14 protein-coding genes are annotated in these 17,500 nt (G+C 69.4%); 4 read left to right on the forward strand and 10 right to left on the reverse strand.

The window, feature by feature from the left end; genetic code table 11:
* Positions 1-16: 16 nt before the first annotated feature.
* Positions 17-1,846: a DUF4236 domain-containing protein gene (locus WA670_RS30700; protein WP_336159624.1), complete on the forward strand. Its 1,830-nt coding sequence runs from the start codon at positions 17-19 to the stop codon at positions 1,844-1,846.
* A gap of 2 nt (positions 1,847-1,848) precedes the next feature.
* On the opposite strand, the gene WA670_RS30705 is transcribed toward WA670_RS30700, so the two are convergent.
* The 7 genes from WA670_RS30705 to WA670_RS30735 all read right to left on the reverse strand — a co-directional run bounded on the left by WA670_RS30705 (position 1,849) and on the right by WA670_RS30735 (position 7,416).
* The gene (locus WA670_RS30705) at positions 1,849-4,221 is read right to left on the reverse strand and encodes an HAD-IC family P-type ATPase (RefSeq protein ID WP_336159625.1); all 2,373 of its coding nucleotides are present in this window, start codon (positions 4,219-4,221) and stop codon (positions 1,849-1,851) included.
* 84 nt (positions 4,222-4,305) lie between these two features.
* Positions 4,306-4,767: a nuclear transport factor 2 family protein gene (locus tag WA670_RS30710; protein WP_336159626.1), complete on the reverse strand. Its 462-nt coding sequence runs from the start codon at positions 4,765-4,767 to the stop codon at positions 4,306-4,308.
* 108 nt (positions 4,768-4,875) lie between these two features.
* Positions 4,876-5,076, reverse strand: a complete 201-nt coding sequence (locus tag WA670_RS30715; protein ID WP_037820131.1) for a hypothetical protein — start codon at positions 5,074-5,076, stop codon at positions 4,876-4,878.
* An 89-nt stretch (positions 5,077-5,165) separates the two neighbouring features.
* On the reverse strand, positions 5,166-5,831 hold the full coding sequence (locus WA670_RS30720) for a (2Fe-2S)-binding protein (protein ID WP_336159627.1): 666 nt from the start codon (positions 5,829-5,831) through the stop codon (positions 5,166-5,168).
* Positions 5,828-6,667, reverse strand: a complete 840-nt coding sequence (locus tag WA670_RS30725; RefSeq protein WP_336159628.1) for a CbtA family protein — start codon at positions 6,665-6,667, stop codon at positions 5,828-5,830. Before WA670_RS30725 ends, WA670_RS30720 begins: the two co-directional genes overlap by 4 nt.
* 25 nt (positions 6,668-6,692) lie before the next feature.
* A complete protein-coding gene (locus WA670_RS30730; RefSeq protein WP_037820126.1) occupies positions 6,693-6,902 on the reverse strand; it encodes a CbtB domain-containing protein in 210 nt (69 codons plus the stop codon).
* A 250-nt stretch (positions 6,903-7,152) separates the two neighbouring features.
* Complete coding sequence (locus tag WA670_RS30735) at positions 7,153-7,416, reverse strand: hypothetical protein (RefSeq protein ID WP_336159629.1); 264 nt, start codon at positions 7,414-7,416, stop codon at positions 7,153-7,155.
* Positions 7,417-7,531: 115 nt separating this feature from the next.
* On the opposite strand from WA670_RS30735, the gene WA670_RS30740 reads away from it, so the two are divergent.
* Both WA670_RS30740 and WA670_RS30745 read left to right on the forward strand, forming a co-directional pair.
* Complete coding sequence (locus WA670_RS30740; RefSeq protein ID WP_037820124.1) at positions 7,532-9,160, forward strand: GMC family oxidoreductase; 1,629 nt, start codon at positions 7,532-7,534, stop codon at positions 9,158-9,160.
* 16 nt (positions 9,161-9,176) lie between these two features.
* Positions 9,177-10,751: a succinic semialdehyde dehydrogenase gene (locus tag WA670_RS30745; protein WP_336159630.1), complete on the forward strand. Its 1,575-nt coding sequence runs from the start codon at positions 9,177-9,179 to the stop codon at positions 10,749-10,751.
* On the opposite strand, the gene WA670_RS30750 is transcribed toward WA670_RS30745, so the two are convergent.
* Entirely contained in the window at positions 10,738-11,400 is a 663-nt protein-coding gene (locus WA670_RS30750; RefSeq protein WP_037820122.1) for a TetR/AcrR family transcriptional regulator, read from the reverse strand. The genes WA670_RS30745 and WA670_RS30750 overlap by 14 nt on opposite strands.
* A gap of 84 nt (positions 11,401-11,484) precedes the next feature.
* Between WA670_RS30750 and WA670_RS30755 the strand changes: the two genes are divergently transcribed.
* Positions 11,485-12,981: an acyl-CoA synthetase gene (locus tag WA670_RS30755; RefSeq protein WP_336159631.1), complete on the forward strand. Its 1,497-nt coding sequence runs from the start codon at positions 11,485-11,487 to the stop codon at positions 12,979-12,981.
* Positions 12,982-12,987: 6 nt separating this feature from the next.
* Here the strand turns inward: WA670_RS30755 and WA670_RS30760 are convergent, their stop codons facing one another.
* Together WA670_RS30760 and WA670_RS30765 are read right to left on the reverse strand one after the other, a co-directional pair.
* Entirely contained in the window at positions 12,988-15,531 is a 2,544-nt protein-coding gene (locus tag WA670_RS30760; protein WP_336159632.1) for a glutaminase domain-containing protein, read from the reverse strand.
* Between the two features lie 142 nt (positions 15,532-15,673).
* Positions 15,674-17,458: a gamma-glutamyltransferase family protein gene (locus WA670_RS30765; protein ID WP_336159633.1), complete on the reverse strand. Its 1,785-nt coding sequence runs from the start codon at positions 17,456-17,458 to the stop codon at positions 15,674-15,676.
* Positions 17,459-17,500 lie beyond the last annotated feature (42 nt).

The raw sequence follows: 17,500 nt of genomic DNA on the forward strand, positions 1-17,500 counted from the left end.
CCGTCGAAGGTCGCCTATGTCGTTCTATCTGCGTACGAGGGTCAAGGTCGGTCCGCTGCGCGTCAGCATGTCGCGGGCCGGGCTCGGCGCGTCCGTCGGCGTGCCCGGGTTCCGCGTCGGCACCGGTCCGCGCGGTGCTTACGTCACGCTCGGCGGCGGGCTGGTCAGTTATCGGACGACGACCCGGTCAACGGCTCCGAGCGCACCGCCGCTGCTGCCCGCGAGCGACGTCGTCATGGCCGACATCACCGGCGCGACCACCCTCGAAATGGCGGCCGCCGATTCGAGCGAGTTCGTCGGCCAGCTCAATGCCGCGGCACGGTCGATGCGATGGTGGCCGTGGGTCCTGGTGCTCGCGCTCGCGCTGGCGGGCGCGTCGCTGTGGACACTGCTGGCCGGGGTGCCGCTCACGGTGTGGGTTTTCCTCAAGGACCGGATCCGGCGGACCGTCGTGGTGTTCTACGACGTGCAGGACGCCGAGGAGGCGCAGCGCTTCCAGGGACTGGTCGACGCCTTCGGACCGGTGCGGGAGGCGCGGCGGGCGTGGCACGTCGTCGCGTCGGGGGCGTTGTCGACGACGCGTCAGCACAAGGTCAACGCCGGAGCATCCGCGCTGGTCAAGCGGCACTCGCTGGACCGCGGCATCGGCGGCCCGCCGCAGCTGTCCGCGAACATCGCCGTCCCGTCGCTCGCCACGAGCCATCGGGCGGTCTATTTCCTGCCCGACCGGGTTCTGCTGCGCGAAGGCAAGCAGTACGCCGACGTCCAGTACGGAGAGCTGCGGATCGAGGCGGACGTCCAGCGGTTCATCGAGAGCGGTTCGGTGCCCGGCGATGCCCGCGTCGTCGGGCACACCTGGCAGTACGTCAACGTCAAGGGCGGGCCGGACCGGCGCTACAAGAACAACCGGCGGCTCCCCGTCCTCGAATACGGTTCGGTGCGGCTTTCCGGGCCGAACGGCTATCGCGCGACCTTCGACTTCTCGACTCCGCGAGCCAGCTCGGCGCTGGCGCGATCGTTGCGGGCGATGACCGCGCCCGTCGCACCGCCGGTGGTGGTCGCACCGCCTGCGGCACGGCCCAAACCGGACCGGATCCAGGACGCGCCGGCCGCCCCGCTGATCCGGCGGCGGCTGTCGGCGGACGGACGAATCGCGATCGTCGGCGAAGCGCATTACCAGCCCGCGCTGCAGCGGGCGGCGAGAGGAATCGCCGCCGGTGACGGCTTCGACCAGCACCTCCCGGTCGTCGCGCTTCTCGTGCCGGAACCGCAGAACCCGCACGATCTCCACGCCGTCCGCGTCGACGCGATCCACCCCGGCGGAACCGAAACCGTCGGCTATCTGTCCCGTTCGGACGCCCGCAGTTACCAGCCCGCTCTCCGTGCGCTCGGCAAAAGCGGCTATGCCGGCACCTGCCCGGCGCGGATCACCGGCGGCGGAAACGGCCGCCGCTACGGGATGTACCTGCACCTCGCGGGCCCGGACGCGCTGGAGATCACCAATCTGCTCGCCGAGGCCGATCTTCTGGCGCCGGAGCGGACGGTCACCGTCACCAAGGAGGAAAACCATCAGAGAACCTTGCGGCACTACCATTCCGGCGTGCTGCGCACGATCGTCGCCGCCGAGCTCGCACCGTCCACTGTGTCCAGTGGCAAGCACAAGGGTTCCTACGCGATCGAGGTGCGGCTCGACGGTCAGCGCGTCGGCGAACTGACCGCGGCGATGAGCGCTCGCTATCGGCACCTCGTCACCGGAGTCCCGCGGTGCGAAGCGTTCATCACCAGCGGCGACCGCGGGTTTCAGATCGACCTCCGGCTCCCGAAGACCGACCCTGCCCCGCGCTGAGGCTATTTCCCCACCCGGTTCCCGATCCACCGCCCGACCTCGATCAACACCAGCCCCACTGCCGCGCAGCCCACTGCTGTCAGCGTGTACCTGGTGTTGCTCGGATCCAGCTGGAAAATCTCCCGGGTCCACGGCAACAGGAACATCAACGCCGAAACCACCGCCATGGTCGCGACCAGCGCCGCCTTCCACCACGTGTACGGCCGCGCGACCACCGCCAGCACCCACAATGCCAGCGCCATCAGCGTCATCAGCGCCGTAGTGCTCGCCTGCACCTGCGCGGCGTTAGTGGTCGCATGCCCCGGATGAACCAGGATGTACGACACGAACGACGCCGCCCCGATCACCACCCCGGCTGGAATCGCCATTCGCAGCACGCGGCCGACGAAGCCGGGGCGCGCGCGGTCGTTGTTGGGAGCCAGCGACAGCACGAACGCGGGCAGCCCGATCGTGAACCAGCCGACGATCGTGACGTGCCGGGGCAGGAACGGGTACGGCATCGCGTCCTGCCCGATCAGCCCGGGCACGCCGACGATCAACGCCAGCAGCACCGAGTACACCGTCTTGGTGAGGAACAGATTCGCGACGCGTTCGATGTTCCCGATCACCCGGCGACCCTCGCCGACGACATGCGGCAGGGTCGCGAAAGCGTTGTCCAGCAAGACAATCTGCGCAACGGACCGCGTCGCCGGGCTGCCCGCGCCCATCGCGACGCCGACGTCGGCGTCCTTCAAAGCGAGCACATCGTTGACCCCGTCGCCGGTCATCGCGACGGTATGCCCGCGAGCCTGCAACGCGGCGACCATCGACCGCTTCTGCGCCGGGGTCGCGCGGCCGAACACCGCGGTCTCTTCGAGCTGCGAAGCCAACTTCCCGGGGTCTTCGGACAGCGTCCGCGCGTCGACGGGGGCCTCGCCGCCGGGCAGGGCCAGTGCGCGTGCGACGCCGCCGACCGACACCGCGTTGTCGCCTGAAATCAGTTTCACCGCAACGCCTTGGGCGGCGAAGTAGTCCAGCGTCTCGCGAGCGTCGCCGCGGATCTTCTGTTCCAGCACGGCCAGCGCCACCGGCGTGACCTTGCCCGGCCCGTCCGGCGCGTCGACGGCGTTCGCGGCCCTGCCGAGCAGCAGCACCCGCAGGCCCTGCGCGCCGATCCGTTCCGCTTCCGCGCGTTCCTCCGACTCGGCCGGCAGCAGCACGTCCGGCGCGCCGAGCACCCAGTCGCCGTGCTCGCCGAACGCCGCGCCGCTCCACTTCCGCGCCGACGAGAACGGCACCACGGCGGTCGGCGTCCAGTCCGGCGCGGCCGGGCAGCCCTCGGCGATCGCGACCAGGCTGGCGTTCGGCCGCGGGTCGGCGGCGGCGAGCGCGGCCAGCACCGTCTCCGGAGCCTCGCCCGCTTCCCGCAGCCGCCGCAGTTCGGACAGCCGCATCGTGTTCTCGGTGAGCGTGCCGGTCTTGTCCGCGCAGACGACGTCCACGCGGGCCAGGCCCTCGATCGCGGGCAGTTCGTTGACCAGGCACTGCCGCCGCCCCAGCCGGATCACGCCGACCGCGAACGCGACCGACGTCAGCAGGATCAGCCCCTCGGGCACCATCGGGACGAGCGCCGCGACCATCCCGCGCAGCGCGTCGGGCAGCTGCTGCGAACCGGAGAGCTGGTTGTAGATCGACAGCGCGCCTGCCGGGACCAGCAGGTACGTGATGACCTTCAGGATCTTGTTGATCCCGTTCCGCAGCTCCGAATCGACCAGGGTGAACCGGCCCGCCTCCTCGGCCAGCTTCGCCGCGTACGCCTCCGAGCCGACCTTCGTCGCCCGGTACGCGCCGTTCCCGGCCACCACGAAGCTGCCGGACATGACCGGGTCGCCCGCGCGCTTCACCACCGGGTCCGACTCGCCGGTGAGCAGCGATTCGTCGACCTCGAGCGCGTCCGCGGACAGCACCTCGCCGTCGACCACGACCTGGTCGCCCGCGCCGACCTCGATCACGTCGTCGGCCACGACCTCCTCCGGGGCCAGCTCGCCGCTGACCCCGTCGCGGCGCACGCGCGGGCGCACCTGGCCGACGATCGCGAGCCGGTCCAGCGTCCGCTTGGCGCGCAGCTCCTGCACGATGCCGACGACGCTGTTCGCCACGATCACCCCGGCGAACAGCCCGTCCAGCAGGTAGCCGGTGGAGAAGATGATGACCGCGAGCACCGCGAAGATCGCGTTGATCCGGGTGAAGACATTCGACCGGACGATCTCCCACGCGCTGCGGCTCGTGCGCGAGGGCACGTCGTTGGTCCGTCCCTCGGCGACCCGCTCGGCCACCTCGGCCGCGGTGAGCCCGCGCGTGCTGTCCTGCGTGAGCAGGCCGTCGTCCCCTGGCATGGCTTCGACCTTACGCAGTTTCCGGGCAAAACCGTCACGTCGCCGCCCCTGGCGGGTCCGCCCGTTCGGGTGACTCGGCGCAGCTCACCGGCCGAGGCGGGTCGCGCGGACCTCCCGGGTTCCGATCAGATCGAGGTGCACCTCGCGGCGCGCGAACCGCCATTCGCCGCCGGTTTTCGCGTAGCGGTCGAGGTAGTGGAGGTGCCACACCGCGTCGGAGAATCGGCCGTCACGCGGACTGACGTGGTGGGCGACGCAGGTGACCCGTCCGCGCGCGGTGGCGGGGTGATCGCCGGGGTCGAAGACGACGCCGGTGACGCCGTGTGCGGTCAGGGACACCTCCTCAAGGACGGACAGGACGGCAACCACGCCTTCGGGACCGCGATGTTCCCGGACCGGACCGAAGTCGCGCGGCGGATTCGGCAGGACGAGCACTCCGTCGTCGCCGAACAACTGGGCGACGCCCGCGAAATCCCGCTCGTCGACGCGCGCGGCGTAACGATGCACAAGATCGTGCAGCGCGATCCACTCCGCCACGGGGATCACCCGCGTTTCCTCGAACGGCCGGTCAGTGCGATGAAGAAGAACACCGGGCCGAGCTTATGGACCACGACGGCACAGCGGCGGCACTCGTCCCGGAGACCGGGAGACAGGTCAGCTCAGCCACTGCTTCGGCGGCGGGTAGACGTACCGCGCGATGGTCGTGCTGACCCAGCCGATGCAGAAGCCGCCGAACACCGGCAGCACGAGCTGCACCTCGTGTCCGCCGCGGAGCAGGCCGGTGAGCAGGAAGACGAGCCCCCACGCGACGAGCAGCCCGACGCTGTAGGTCCAGTAGTTGCGATACCTGCGCATGGCTGCCTCCCGATGCTCTCCTCCCCGAGTGTTCCTCGCGCAGGTCTCGATTGCAGGGTCACCGGGAGGTTTTCGGCATTCGGCGCAGTTCAGACCAGCACGCAATCCCCGCATTTCGGGCCGTCGCGGTCCGGGGCCGCCCGATAGAAAAGACAGCAGCTGCGGCGACGGAATCGGCCGTTCTCCCGGGTCGCGGTACCGGAAAGTTCCGGCAATTCCTCCAGCGCGGCGACAATTCCGGCAACCCGGTCAGTCCACTCCGGACGCTCGGACCGCAGCACCGTCACCGCCCCGTTCAGCGCCGACGCCACGTTCCCCCGCCGGACGTTCCGCGCCAGCGAGAACTGCGCCATCGCCTCGTCCAACCGTGCCAACGGACCGCGCAAGACCCGCGATGCGAAGGCACTGACCACATCGGACTCAACCGGCGGGTTTTCCTTCAACGACAACGGAAAGGCACCGCCGAGCTTCGGCTGCCACCACGCCGTCGAGTAATCCGGCACCGCCCCCGCACCGACCGCGAGACCCAGCGCGGGCGAGATGATCCGCGCCGCCAGCCCGAGATGCGCGATCGACGCCGCGACCCGCAGTTCCACGAAATCGCCGCCGAGTACGGCCCGGTTCTGCGCGACGCGTTCGCGCAGCACCGGGCCGTCGTCCAGGACCTCGGACAACGGACGCCACGGCTCCGCCGGTTCCTCGGCCGAATGCGTGTCGACGGCGAAGAACGGGCCCAGTCCGGTCAGCGGGTTCACGCCTCGACGGTAACCGCGCGCCCGCGGTCGAGCACGCGTTCGGCGAGTGGGCCGAACACGAGCGCGATGGTCCCCCACAGGATGACCTGCGCCAGCACCGAGTACAGCCGGAACCCGACGAGCGTGTCGGCGGGGAATCCGGGGTACACGATCTGGCCGTCGGGACCCTTGAGCGGCAGCGGGGTTTCGCTGGTCTGCGGGCCGTACTCGGCGACGTTGCTCGCCAGTGAACCCAGCGAGGGCAGCACCGCCATCAGCAGCGCGCACAGCACCACGAACCCGGCGCCCGCGACGAGCGTCGCGTTCCAGTTGCCCAGCTTCGGCGCGAGCCGCTTGCCCGCGACGACGGCCGCGACCAGGAAGATCACCGACGCGACGACCATCGCCAGGTACAGCCCGGTGCGCGCGCCGATGGTCGCTTCGTGCCCGATCGCCGGCGGGTTGGCCGGGTATTTCAGGAACGGCACGAGGTACAGCGACAGGAATCCGGCCCCGGCCACGAGCACCGCCAGCACCCGAGCACGGATCCGGCCGACGCGGCCCAGCAGCACGGTGTACGTCACCGCGAACAGCAGGCCCATCGCGACGCCGAAGAGCACCATGCCGAGCCCGATGCCGAGGTTGCCCTGCACGGCACGGCTGAAAATCTCGTGCCCCTCGTGCTCGGTCGGCATCCCGGCGGCCTTGTCGAGCGCCATCTGCGCCTCGTCGCGGCCGGATTCGTAGTCGATGGCCGCCTGGGTCAGCGGTTCGGCGAAGATCCGGGCGAAGACGAACGCCAGCAATCCGCCCAGCGCTCCGGCGAGGAGGCCGCGCAGAATCAGCTTGTTCTGCATTGTTCGGTTGTCCGTTCCGGGCGCGTCAGTGGCAGGGGAAGCCGAGGAAGTGCCGCGCGTCGTGGACGAACTCGTGCACGTGCGTGTCGCTGCCGAAGATCGAGACCGCGCCCTGGTCGACGCCGACGAAGTAGTACAGCAGCAGCGCGCCGACGATGGTGGCGCCGAGCAGCAGCGCGGCTTTCGACACGGGCAGAACGACCGGGGTGGACCGGTCGGCCGGAATGGTGGCCATGGCTCTCCTTCGGGATGACGCGTCCCTTGCGGGTGGACCTGACGACGGCTCCTCGACCTGACTCGCCCGGGATGGGCACACAGTGGCGCGACCGTGCCGGAATCTCACCGGCTTCGGGAAGCCGTCGCGCGAGCAGCACCGTACGGCGGTGTCCGGCCGGTCGTCAATCGCCCGAGCGTCCGGGGTGTCCGCTATCGCCTGGTTTGCGCAGTCAGTGTGCGCGGGGTCGCACCGAACGGAGCAAGGCCGCTCACGCGGGGTCCGGGCATCGTGCCGGCGAGGCAGGCAGCTCCGCCAGCCGGTTGCTGTCGGCGAGCAATTCGGCGGGCCCGAGACCTGCCAGCGAGCACGGCAGCTCGACGAGCCGGTCCCGGTCGGCCTCCGGCTTCTCGAGACCGCCGATCTCCGCCACCCGCCGCGGGACTTCCGTCAGCTGCAGCCCCTGCAGATCCAGCGTCGTCTCCCCGGCGGCGAGCGCGGCGTCGATGCGGCGGTTCGCTTCCTCGGTCCCCATGGGGGCAAGTCAATCAGGTCCGCGTGCGAGGCGTTGCGCGGTCGGCGGGAAAGCTATACCGTGCCTGAACTAGAACAGGTTACAGTTTCGGCGGGGCGCGGGACGAGGAGCGGACATGGCAGCCAGGGTGGCCCGGAAGAGCGAAGCCGACTACGTGGTCGTCGGGTCGGGCAGCTCGGGGGCTGCCGTCGCCGGGCGGCTCGCGGAGTCCGGGGCCAGCGTGATCGTGCTCGAAGCAGGCAAGAGCGACGAGCAGCTGCTGTTGCGCAAGCCGGGGTTGGTCGCCCCGTTGCACGCGGTGCCCCAGCTCAAGAAAATGAGCGACTGGGGCTTCTACTCGGTGCCGCAGAAACATGTTCTCGATCGGCGCATGCCGGTGCCGCGCGGGAAGGTGCTCGGCGGCTCCAGTTCGGTCAACGGGATGGTCTACGTCCGCGGCAACCGGGCGAATTTCGACTCCTGGGCGGCCGAGGGCAACACCGGCTGGGACGCCGACAGCGTCAACGCCGCGTACAAGCGCATGGAGGACTTCGAGGACGGCGAGAACGCCTTCCGCGGCGCGGGCGGGCCGATCAAGATCACCCGCAACAAGATCCCGCAGGAAGGCACGCTGCAGTTCCTCGACGCGACGGCCGACGCGATCGGCTGCGACATCATCGACGACTACAACGGCGAATCCCAGGAGGGCGTCAGCCGGATGCAGCAGAACGCTGCCGACGGCCTGCGCTACAGCGCCTCGCGCGGCTACCTGCACCACCTCGCGCCCCGGACGCTCGAGATCCAGTCCCGGGTGTTCGTGCGGAAAGTGGTGATCGAGAACGGGCGCGCGACCGGCGTCGAGGTGACCGACGCCAACGGCACGCGCCGCACGGTCCGGGCGGGCAAGGAGGTCATCCTCGCCGCCGGGTTCGTCGGGTCGCCGCAGCTGCTGATGCTGTCCGGGATCGGGCACGCCGAGCACCTCAAGGAGCACGGCATCGACGTGCTCGCCGATCTGCCGGTCGGCGACAACCTGCACGACCACATGTTCCACGCGCTGACGTTCCAGGTCTCGTCGTGCAAGAACAAGGGCACCGCACCGTATTTCGCCCGCGGGATGGCCCGCGAGCTGCTCAAGCCGGGTTCGACGTTCCTGGCGAACTCGGTGTTCGAGGCGCTCGCGTTCCTCAAGACGTCGCAGGCCGCGGACGTCCCGGACCTGCAGCTGCACCTGCTGCCGTGGGCGTACGTGTCGCCGAACCAGGACGCGCCGGTCCGGCATCCGGTCGACAAGCGGCCGGCGCTGACCGTGCTCACCACGCTGATCTACCCGAAGAGCCGCGGCACGATCCGGCTCGCCTCGGCGGATCCGGCCGCGGCGCCGCTGATCGACCCGCAGTACCTCTCCGACCCGGCCGACCTCGAGGTGCTCGGCGAGGGATCCGAGATGGTGCGCGAGATCTTCGCGTCGAAGGCGTTCAAGGGCTCGGTCAACGAGGAGATCCACCCGGGCAAGCAGCTGCGCGGCCAGGAACTGCGCGACGCGATCCTCAATCGCGCGACGTCGGTCTACCACGGCGTCGGCACCTGCCGGATGGGCGTGGACGACCTGGCCGTCGTCGGGCCCGACCTCAAGGTGCGCGGGGTCGACGGGCTGCGGGTCTGCGACGCCTCGATCATGCCGTCGATCACCGGCGGCAACACCAACGCGCCCTGCATCATGATCGGCGAAATGGGCGCGCAGCTGGTCCTTTCCGGCAACTGACGGGAGCGCGAGACCCATGACCCTCACCCCGGTCCGGCCCACCCGCCCGGCTTCGGCGACTGATGAATTCCTCCGCGGGCTGGTCGCGCGCGTGCCGGGTTCGGGCGGCGCGGTGTGGCCGCTCACCGAGGTCTACACCGGCGACGTCCTGGTGGACTTGCCGCAATCGACGCCCTCGGACATCGAGCAGGCGTTCGCCACCGCGCGGACGGCGCAGAAGAAATGGGCCGCGACGCCGCTCAAACAGCGGCTCGCGGTGTTCCGGCGCGCGCATTCGCTGTTCATCGACCGCGCACGGACGATCGCCGACCTGATCCAGGTCGAAAGCGGCAAGAACCGGCGGATGGCGATCGAGGAAACGTGCGATCCGCCGATGATCATGAGCCATTATCTGCGACGCGCGCCCAAACTCCTGGCTCCGACGCGGCGCGGCGGACCGGTGCCGCTCGTGTCGTCCTCGACCGAGATCCGGGTGCCCAAGGGCGTGGTCGGGATCATCGCGCCGTGGAATTTCCCTTTCGCTACCGGTATTTCCGACGCTATCCCAGCGCTGATGGCGGGCAACGCGGTGGTCTTGAAGCCGGACAACAAGACCGCGCTTTCGCCGCTGTACGGCGTGCAACTGCTCGAAGAAGCCGGGCTGCCGCGGGGCCTGTTCCAGGTCGTGTGCGGCGAGGGCCCGGACGTCGGTCCGACGCTCATCGACCAGGCGAACTACGTCATGTTCACCGGCTCCACCGCCACCGGGAAGGTGATCGGCGAGCAGGCCGGCCGGAACCTCATCGGCTGCTGTCTCGAACTCGGCGGCAAGAACCCGATGATCGTGCTGCCGGACGCCGATTTCGCGGACGCGGTTCCGGGCGCGGTGTTCGGCGCGTTCGGGAACACCGGGCAGATCTGCATGCACATCGAGCGGATCTACCTGCCGGAGTCGCGCTACGAGGAATTCAAGGAAGCCTTTGTGGCCAAGGCTTCTTCGCTCGACGTGCGGGCCGCGTACGATTTCGGCCCGGAAATGGGTTCGCTGGTTTCGGTGGACCACATGAACCGGGTCAAGTCCCATGTGGACGATGCGGTCGAAAAGGGAGCCACCGTCCTGTGCGGCGGCCGTCCCCGGCCGGATCTCGGCCCGGCGTTCTTCGAGCCGACCATTCTGGAAGGCGTCACGAAGGACATGCTGTGCGGGGTCACCGAAACGTTCGGCCCGGTGGTGGCCTTGCATCGGTACCGGACGGTGGACGAGGCCGTCGAATTGGCCAACGACACCGATTACGGGCTGAATGCTTCGGTGTGGGGCAAGGACCTTCGCGCAGCTTCCGCGGTGGCGACCCGGTTGGAGACGGGCAACGTCAACGTGAACGACAGCCTGGCGACGGCGTACGCCGCCAAGGGAACTCCGTCCGGTGGCGTGAAGACGTCCGGAGTCGGTGCCCGGCACGGGGATCAGGGGCTGTTGAAGTACACCGACGTGCAGAATCTGGCAGTGCTGAAGAAGCCGGTGATGAGCCCGCGGCCGGGGCAGAAGTACGAGAAGTACGTAGAAGGAATGCTGTCCGGACTGAAGATGATGCGGCGGCTCAGGATCCGGTAGTGTCCGCAATGGACTGACGCACCACCTGAACCACCTTGCCGTCCGCCTCGGTCAGCCCGTTGAGCCGGGCGCGGCGCGTCAACAGTCCGCCCAGTACCAGCTCGACCAGCTGCGCGCCCACCTGCTCCGCCGACACCGGGCCGGTCGGGTCGAACCATGTCCATGCCCATTGCGCCGAGCCGAAGATCAGCAGGCTCTGCACCTCGACGTCGCACGCGCGGAACTCCCCCGACTCGACGCCCGCGGACAGCACCGCCCGCACCAGGTCGAGGTATTCCGCGCGCATCCGGCGGCCCTCGGCCATCGCTTCGTGGTCGGCTAGCCGGACGACCTCGCGCTGGAACGCGACGGTCGCCTCCCGGTCCACCACTTGGTACAGCACGAACGCGTACAGCAGCCCGGCCAGTTGCCGGGTCGGGGTCGGGAGGCGGTCGCGGATCAGCGCGGCCTCGGCGAGCCTGCGGCGCATGTACGACTCGTGCAGCGCGGCGAGCAGCCGGTCCTTCGTGCCGAAGTGGTGCACGATCGTGCCCTTCGACAGCCCCAGTTCACCGGCGATGTCGGAGAAGTTCGTGGCGTCGTACCCGCGTTCGGCGACGTAGCGGGTGAACGTCGCCAGGATGTCCCCGGCGCGGCCTTTGGGTGGCATCGGCCCACTGTAACCGAAGGTTTGACCACTGACCGTCCGTACGGTTACCTTCGTCGTGGTCCCCGGCGACGAAGGAGTCTCGGCATGGCATCGAGCTTGGCGCAGTGGATTGCCCGGCGCAGCACCGTCACCCCCGAGTCGGTCGCGCTCGTGGCCGCCGAGACCGGCGAGCGGATCACGTACGCCGATCTCGAACGCCGGGTCGCGGGGCGAGCGGCGGCGCTGCGCGAACTGGGCGTGCGCAAGGGCGACCGGGTGGCCTTGCTCGGATTGAATTCCACCGGCTACCTCGAAACGCTTTTCGCGGTGGCATGGCTCGGCGCGATCACGCTGCCGATCAACTTCCGGCTCGCGGCGGCCGAAGTCGAGTATCTGCTCGACGACGCCCGGCCGGTGGTCGTGGTGCACGACGACACCTTCGCCGCGCTCGCGAAGGAGGCCTCCGGCGCTCGGACGCTGGTCAACAACAGCGAACTCGCCCAGGAGGGGCGTGTCGCGCCCGAACCGACCGGGCCGGACGACGTCGCGGTGCTGATGTACACCTCCGGCACCACCGGGCGACCCAAGGGCGCCATGCTCACGCACGGCAACCTCGAGGCGAACGCGATCAACGTGCTCACCTCCGGGGAAGGCATCCTCCCCTCGGACATCACGCTGACGGTCGCCCCGCTTTTCCACATCGGCGGGCTGGCGCTGTTCACCCTGCCGCTGCTGTACGCGGGCGGCACCGTGGTGGTCGCGGGCAAGTTCGATCCACAAGAGACACTCGCGCTGATCGAGCGGGAGAAGGTCACCGTCCACTTCATGGTGCCCGCGATGTGGGCGGCGATGACGCAGGTCCCGGATTTCGATTCCTACGACCTGTCGCGACTGCGGTATCTGCTGTGCGGCGGCGCGCCGTGCCCGCTGCCGGTGATCGAATTCTACGAGGGCAAAGGACTGACCTTTGTGGAGGGTTTCGGGATGACCGAGCTCTCCCCCGCCGCGCTGGTGCTGGAATCGGCGTTCGTGCGCTCGCACGCCGGGTCCGTCGGACGGCCCTTCCTGCACGTCGAGGCGCGGATCGTGGACGAACGCGACGACGACGTGCCCATCGGGACGGTCGGCGAACTGGTGCTGCGCGGCCCGAACGTCTTCGCCGGTTATTGGGGCCTGCCCGAAGCGAGCGCCGAAACCCTGCGCGGCGGCTGGTTCCATTCCGGCGACCTGGCCCGCAGCGACGCCGACGGTTTCGTGACGCTGGTGGACCGCAAGAAGGACATGATCATTTCCGGCGGCGAGAACGTTTACCCGATCGAGGTCGAGCAGGTGCTGCACCGGCATCCGGACATCGCCGACGTCGCGGTGATCGGTGCGCCGGATCCGCAGTGGGGCGAAACCGTGATCGCGGTGGTGGTTCCCGCCGGAGACTCGCTCGACGGGGACGCGGTGATCGCTTATTGCCGCGAAAGGATCGCCGCTTTCAAGTGTCCCCGCCGGGTGGAGGTGGTGGACGAGCTTCCGCGCAATGCCACCGGGAAGCTGCTCAAGCGAGAGCTTCGCGCGCGATACACGGATTCCGCCGCTTCCGTCTCCCGGTAAGCCGGCTCAGATGAACCGCCACAGGTGATCCGGCGTCCCGTTGTCGTCCCACTGAGTCACTTGTGCACCGTCCGCAGTGGACTGCTGGTCGACCGCCATCACCTTTCCACTGTGGACATTCACCAGTTTCCACCAGCCGCCGCCCGCGTCCACGATGCGCCACAGGTGATCCGGCGTTCCGTTGTCCTGGAACTGCTGCACGTGCGCACCGTTGTCCAGGCTCTGGTCGTGCACCGCGAGCACTTTGCCGCTGTTGCGGTTCATGATCCGCACCGTTCCGTCACCGCTGTCCACGACTGTCCACACGTGATCGACCGTGCCGTTGTCCTGCCATTGCGTCACCTCGGCAGTGTCCGAAAGCGACATGTCCTGCACCGCCAGCAGTTTCCCGGATCGCTGGTTCTGGATTCGCCGCCACGACGTCGTCGAGATGGCTGGGCGCGGCAGCAAGGCCAAGTATCCAGCAGCGACCGGGCGTGCTTGGAAGCCGGATTGCCGGGCGTCGGCGACGAAGTACCAGTCTGAGAACGGAACCCGCGAACCAGTGGTATTGGCGAAACTGTAGACGCCTTCGACAAGCGTCGTGCGGATGTCGGTGTGGTCAGTCAGCCAAGCGGCTGTCCACAACTCCCAGTCGGCTTTGGTGTAGTCGTGACGGAGGTCCAGCGGAACACCGTGCGCGCCTCGTTTCGACTGATACCAGGCTGCTTCCCGGGTGGCAGTGCCGAGCGGTACCAGGTCGAGGCCCAGCAGCCGGTCCGCGAAACCGTTGTACTTCAGGCTCCAGGTGCCCGGCTGGTCATAAGCCATCCGCAGGTGCGAGCCGTCGTCGGCCAAGGTCGTCCATTGGCTGATGTACGACCGCGAAATCGAGCGGTACCGCAGGGCATCGGCGGAATTTCCGGTGACATCGGCGAGAACGGCCATCGCGCCGACGCCGATGATGCCTTTCAACGCGAGGTTGGCGCTGTGCGCGATCCAGCCGGTGAAGTCGTCGGTCTGATTCTGGTTTCCCGGATCGAGAGTGTTGCCCACCAGGTATTCGGCCCATTGCCGCAGAATTCCGTAGTGAGCGCTGACGAACGCCTTCGCCGCCGAGGAATCCTGGCGCTGCGCGACCGCGGCGGACATGATGAGCATGTTCGCCGATTCCTCGACCGGCATGCTTTCCTCGTTGCCGTCGTTGTGCCCGGCCGCGTTCGGATAGGACGCGCCGATGTCGTGTTCCGAGAACGTCATCGGCCAGCCGCCGTGCTCCGCGTAATCCAGCACCGGTTCCAGCAGCAGCCGCACGAAATCCGGCGAGAGATGGAGGTAGCCGGGCAGCGCCGGATAGATCACGTCCACTGTGGACACGTTGCCGCTGGACGAGATCTCCTTCAGGAACGCCCACGGCGAGCCGTTCCGGTCGACCAGTTCGGTGCCGCCGAACGCCTGGCGCAGGGCGAGCGCGCAGATCGCCGCGTAATGGTCGCCGGCCGCGGCGGACGCTTCGCTGTCGATCCGCTGGTCCAGCGCGATCCCGGCGGCGAGCGCGGCCGGGTAGTCGGCATGGAACCACGCGACCATGTCCTGCCAGGAGGACCAGTAATGCGTCCACCACGGCGCCAGCTGCGCACCGAGGTAGCTGACCGCGGGCGTCCGGACGTGCCCGATCGCCACCACCAGCGGATCGGCCGCCGCGCCCGGCTGGATCGTGCCCAGGTCTTTGGCGAACGCGAGAACCGGCCAGCGGTCGTTGATCGCTCTTGGCTGGTCCGGATCGCTCGTCCCGGGCAGCGTTCCCCCGTTCGCCGACGCCGCGCGCGCGACCGTGTCCTGCCCGATCTGCCAGGTCACCCCGGCCGAAGGCGCCGCGAGCACGAGCGAACCCCAGCGCGGCTGGTCGTGTCCGTCCTCGGCGAGCGCAGTCGGCGAAGCGGCCTGGACGCTCAGCGAGGTGATGCCGCCGGATTCCTGGTGCTGCCAGCCGACCGGAGTGGCCGCATCCCATTGCAGCCACTCCGCCGACGAGTCGAAATGCAGCGAAACGCTATGGGCCCGGCCGTCGGTGCTCGCGGCGGCGACGGTGACGTAGCCGAACGGTACGCATTGCCGTTGGAGGTTGCCGGGGTCGACCGGCGAGAAGAAGGTGACGGTGAGGGTCACGCCGCCGCCGGTGAGTTCGTAGATCGAGCGGGTCGCGGTGACCTGCAAGGAGTTCTGCGTCATCGGGGTCAGGCTCGGACCGGACGGCAGCTGCGGCGCACCGGCGAACACGTACGCGGTGCCGTCGATGCGGGCGATGCCGCACAGCGCGGTGATGTGCCCGTTCCAGAACGTCGACCAGGTGCCGGGCAGGGTGTCCGCGGCCTGCCAGGTCGAGAGATACGGCGAGCGCACCACGAGCGGCGTCGCGGGCGGGCGCAGCGTGCCCGCCGGAGCCGCGGCGGCGGTGGACTGGACCAGTTCCGGAAGGCACCGGAGCGCGACCGCGGCGGCCGCGCCGGTGCCCGCCCAGCGCAGGGCGGCGCGGCGGCTGACTTCGCGGGGAGATGCGGAGGAGGACATCGACAGCTTCTTTCGGTCGGCTACCGGACACGGGAAAGAAGAAACCGAGCGACCTCAGTGTGGCACCGCGATACAACGTTGTAAATCTGCCGAAAGCACTGACAAACGCTGTCCTTTTCGGGACAGCGCTTGTCAATCCCCGCTACCGCCCCGCGGCGTACCCCTGCGCCCCGCGCGAGTTCGCGGCCGCCGACAGGACCCCGGTTTCCGGGTCCTTCGCCACCGCGCACAGCCGCCCCTCCGACCAAGGCTCGCCGACCGTGACGTCGTGCCCCCGGCTTTCCAGCGCGGCGATCACCTCCGCGCCGATCCGCGACTCCACAGTCACGCTGCCCGCCGCCATGCCGCGCGGGTAGAACGAACTCGGGAAGCTGTCGGTGTGCCAGTTCGGCGCGTCGATCGCGCCTTGCAGATCGAGGCCGCCGCGGACCTTGTCGCGCAGTGCGGTACCGAGGAAGAAGTGGAAGTTCCACTGGTCCTGCTGGTCGCCGCCGGGGGTGCCGAACGCCATCACCGGGACGCCGTCGCGCAGGGCGAGCGACGGCGAGAGCGTGGTGCGCGGCCGTTTGCCCGGGGCGAGCGAGTTCGGCAGGCCCGGGTCGAGCCACGCCATCTGCAACCGGGTGCCGAGCGGGAAACCCAGCTCCGGCACCACCGGGTTGGACTGCAGCCAGCCGCCGCTCGGGGTCGCGGCGATCATGTTGCCCCAGCGGTCGACGACGTCGAGGTGGCAGGTGTCGCCGCGGGTCAGGCCGTCCTTCGCGACGGTCGGCTCCCCCGCCCCGATCGCCGACGCGGTGACCCCGCCGCCCGCGACGTAGTGCACGTGCCGGCTCAAGCGGGGCGTGCGGCCTTCCGGGCTGCCCGGCCGCAGGTCGAAGGACGCGCGCTCGCCGATCAGCTTGCGCCGGGACTCGGTGTAGTCCGGGGAAAGCAGCGCCTCGACGGACACTTCCGCGCTGTCGCCGTACCAGGCCTCGCGGTCGGCCATCGCGAGCTTCGTGCCCTCGATGAGCCGGTGGTAGTACTCCGGCGTCGCGTAGTCCAGCTCGTCCGGCAGGAGCGCGAGTTGCTGCAGGAAGGACGGACCTTGGCTCCACAGCCCGGCTTTCGCGACGGTCCAGCCGTTCCAGGTGCAGGTGACCGGGTCCTCATAGGTCGGCCGGAACGCGGCGATGTCGTCGGCGGTGAGGGTGCCCGCGTGCCGTTCGCCGGACGAGTCCATCGCCGGTTTCGCGGCGAAGGCGGCGAGCGCTTCCGCGACAAACCCCTCGCGCCACGCCTTCCGCGCCGCCTCGATCTGCGCTTCCCGGTCGCTCCCGGCCGCCTCCGCTTCGGCGATCAGCCGTCGCCAGGTCTCGGCGAGCGCGGGATTCTTCAGCAGCCCACCGGGTTTCGGCGCGACCCCGCCGGGCAAGTACAGCTCGGCCGACGTCGTCCATTCGTTCTCGAACAGTTCGCGAACGGTCTCCACCGTCGCGCCGACGCGCTCGACCGCCGGATGGCCGTCCGCCGCGTAGTGAATGGCGTACTTGAGGACCTCGCGCAACGACTTCGTGCCGTGGTCGTGCAGCAGGAGCAGCCACGCCTCGACCGCGCCGGGCACCGCGGCGGCGAGCGGGCCGGTGCCGGGGACGAGGTCCAGGCCGAGCGAGGTGTAGTGCTCGATCGTCGCTCCGGCCGGCGCAGGCCCCTGCCCGCACAGCACCTTGGGCGCGCCGCCTGCCGGGGCGAGGATCATCGGCACCTCGCCGCCCGGCCCGTTGAGGTGCGGTTCGACGACGTGCAGCACGAACGCGCCCGCGACCGCCGCGTCGTAGGCGTTGCCGCCGTCCTCGAGAACCGCCATCGCGGCCGCCGAGGCGAGCCAGTGGGTGGACGACACCATGCCGAAGGTGCCCTGCAACGTCGGGCGCGTCTGGACCATGGGCCCTATCGTCGCGCGCGGGCTGGCGGTACGTCAAAGACA

The organism is Amycolatopsis sp. VC5-11 (assembly GCF_037034185.1).
GTDB lineage: Bacteria > Actinomycetota > Actinomycetes > Mycobacteriales > Pseudonocardiaceae > Amycolatopsis > Amycolatopsis nivea.